General features: G+C 43.0%; 3 protein-coding genes. All 3 read right to left on the reverse strand.

Annotated features, from left to right (window positions below):
* Positions 1 to 270 precede the first annotated feature (270 nt).
* Complete coding sequence (locus ACP45E_RS08185) at positions 271 to 1,125, reverse strand: co-chaperone YbbN (protein WP_017037924.1); 855 nt, start codon at positions 1,123 to 1,125, stop codon at positions 271 to 273.
* 303 nt (positions 1,126 to 1,428) lie between these two features.
* Positions 1,429 to 2,256 carry an SDR family oxidoreductase gene (locus tag ACP45E_RS08190; RefSeq protein WP_017037923.1) on the reverse strand — a complete coding sequence of 276 codons (828 nt, stop codon included), beginning with the start codon at positions 2,254 to 2,256 and terminating at the stop codon, positions 1,429 to 1,431.
* A gap of 43 nt (positions 2,257 to 2,299) precedes the next feature.
* Positions 2,300 to 2,876, reverse strand: a 577-nt coding sequence (locus ACP45E_RS08195) for a TIGR01777 family oxidoreductase (RefSeq protein WP_069584877.1), incomplete at its 5' end; no start/stop codon positions are given.

Genomic DNA, 2,876 nt, shown 5'->3' on the forward strand with positions numbered 1-2,876 from the left:
TAACGGCGATGGCAACAAAGATAAACACGCTGATAGTAATAAGAGAATCAATTGGCATAACCATTCCTAACCTAGGTTTTTGTATGAATTGTCGTCTATTTTAGCGCGTTTGGATTTGGAATAGTTAGGCAGAGTCGTCGTTTTTAGACAACTTAAGGTTGAAATGACAACCTTAAGTTGTTGATTGTTATTAATGCAACAATATTAATAATCAATTTTAGTGAGTAGTTTGAGTGAGCTATGTTAGTCAGTTCTGTCAGGAACGTAATGTTAGTACAGCAGCGAGTAGAGCTGACGTCGGTATTTACCTGCGATAGGGTTGCCTTGTCCAAGTGCGCTTAAAATGTCCATCATCTCTTTTTTGAATTTACCATCATAAGCGTTAAGGTCCGATTTCAGATAGCCCCAGAGCAATTCCAATGCCTCTTCTGAACGATTCACTTGATGATACTGCAGCGCCAATTCACAGGCGGTAGCGTGATCCGATGAATTTTGCGCTAGAGCCGTTTCAAGCGCTTGTATTTCAGGGCTGTCTGCCGCCTGCTTATGCAGCTCGAGTTTTGCAATCAGGCTTTTGTAGTAGTTATCTTGATACTCAAGTGGAATATGTTGTAACTGAACTTCCGCCAAATCAAATTGCTGTGTTTCGAGTAAGCTCTGAGCAATGGCTAATCTTACCTCAGGCTTGTTTTTTAGATCGTCGTCGAGCGCGTTGAATAACACTAATGCTTGTTCGTATTGATGGTCTTGCACCAACTCAAGGGCTTTGTTGAGGTTGCGTTCATCTTGGCTAGGTAAATGTTTGGTTAGCATTTGCTCAATAGCGCCAATCGGTTGAGGACCACCAAGGCCATCAACGGCTTGACCATTAATAAAAAGGGCAATGGTTGGAAGCGACTGCACGCCAAACTGAGCAGCAATGGCTTGCTCTTGTTCGCAGTTGAGCAAAGCGAGCGTGAATGCACCATCATATTGCTGAGTAACCGTTTGAAGTTGAGGGATGATTTCAGCACTTTCTTGGCTCATTGGTGCCCAGAAGTGAATAAGGACGGGAGTGTTCGTCGAGCCTTCTAGAGTGTCTCTGAAGTTTTGCTCATTCATTTCAACAATATATGGTGATTGCATTTGTGCCTATCCTAAGTGATTCGCTCAATTGATATAAGAAATAGGGGCTTATAGCGTGTTTATCAAGGGGAAATGAAAAATGCCACGTTATTTAGTGGCATTTCTTTTCAAAGGAGGTCTGCATTTGGAGCTGTTGTAATCTAAAACAAAATAAACAAAGTCAGCGTAATGCATACACCAAGTATATTGAGTTGAGTTAATGTCATTAAAATCGTCACCTGAACAAATGTTGTAAGTCACATTTTTGTATGTTTCATGAGCATGATGACAGGGAAGTATGACGATTTGATTACAGATTACTCATTAAGCGGCTTTTTGTAATAGTCTATCTAACCACCGATTTGGTAATAGCCTTTTTAATATGGCAAACAATTTCGTCGGGGTTGTCACTCGATAACGAATCTTTGGTCTGTTGGATTCAAGCGCATCAAACAAAGGTGCCAGACAAGCTTCAGGGGGAAGAGCAAACGCATTCCCTGATTTCTCATTATTCAACCGTTCTTTTTGTAACGCATAGGCTTGCTGATGTGGGCTGTTTTTTGTGTCTATCCACTGTTCAAATGCTGTCAATGCATTAGCGCGAAATTGAGTTTCGATAGGGCCAGGTTCTATGAGGCTAATGAAAATGTTGGTGCCAGCAAGTTCTAGGCGTAACGTGTCTGTCCATCCTTCTATCGCAAATTTAGAGGCGTTATAGGCCCCTCGATACTTCATCGCAGCGAAGCCCAAAACGGAACTGTTTTGAATGATCCGTCCTTCACCGTTGCTGCGCATAATAGGAAGAAGCGACGTGGTGAGATGGTGCCAACCAAAGACATTGGCTTCAAATTGCGCTCTCAAGGCTTGCGTGGGAAGATCTTCAATCGCTCCTGGTTGCCCATAAGCGCCATTATTAAATAATGCAAAGAGTTGATTGTCGGTGATAGAGAGAACCGACTCTACTGCTGTGCTTATACTGGTTGCACAGTTCAGATCAAGTTGAATGCAAGTTAACCCAAGTTTGGTTAACCGCTCGACATCTTCAACTTTGCGACAAGAAGCGATGACTTGGTATCCTCGCTCCTTTAATGCTTTTGCAGCAGTCAGGCCGATTCCGGAAGAACAGCCTGTAATTAATACCCATCGACTCATTAAAACGTCACTATTTTTGGTTTTGAATTGCTAGAGTAATCGATTAGTTATGATGTTGTAACAAGTTTTTGAAAGCAGGCTCAATACGAGAGTAATGAAAGTGAAAACCCAGTTCGGTTAACTTCTTAGGCTTGCAACGGAGGCTATCAAGCAGCAAAGAAGCGCTTTCCCCTAACATCAACTTTATCAAGGGTTTTGGTGTAAATAGAAAGTGTGGTCGCTTTAACGTTTTTGCCAGGGTTTGGCTAAAGTGTTGGTTAGTGACCGGATGAGGCGCGGTTAAGTTAAATGTGCCACTCGCGTGTGAAGTTTCAAGCAAATACAGAATCGCTCTTATCATATCTGTCATGTGTATCCATGGCATGTACTGCTGACCTAAACCAATCGGCCCACCAAGGCCAAACTTATAAATCGGTAGCATTTTTGATAGTGCACCGCCGGTCGGGTGGAGAACGATGCCCGTCCTTATCACACAGACCCGAGTGTTTTCAGAACGAGCGCGGTTGGCAATGGTTTCCCACTGTTGACAGACTTGATGGCTAAATCCGGTTTGATTGACTTGCAGCGACTCGTCAAAAGGGTGCATTTGTTGATCGCCGTAATACCCAACGGCAGAGCCA

It is taken from the genome of Vibrio genomosp. F10 str. 9ZD137, from assembly GCF_049974785.1.
Lineage (GTDB): Bacteria > Pseudomonadota > Gammaproteobacteria > Enterobacterales > Vibrionaceae > Vibrio.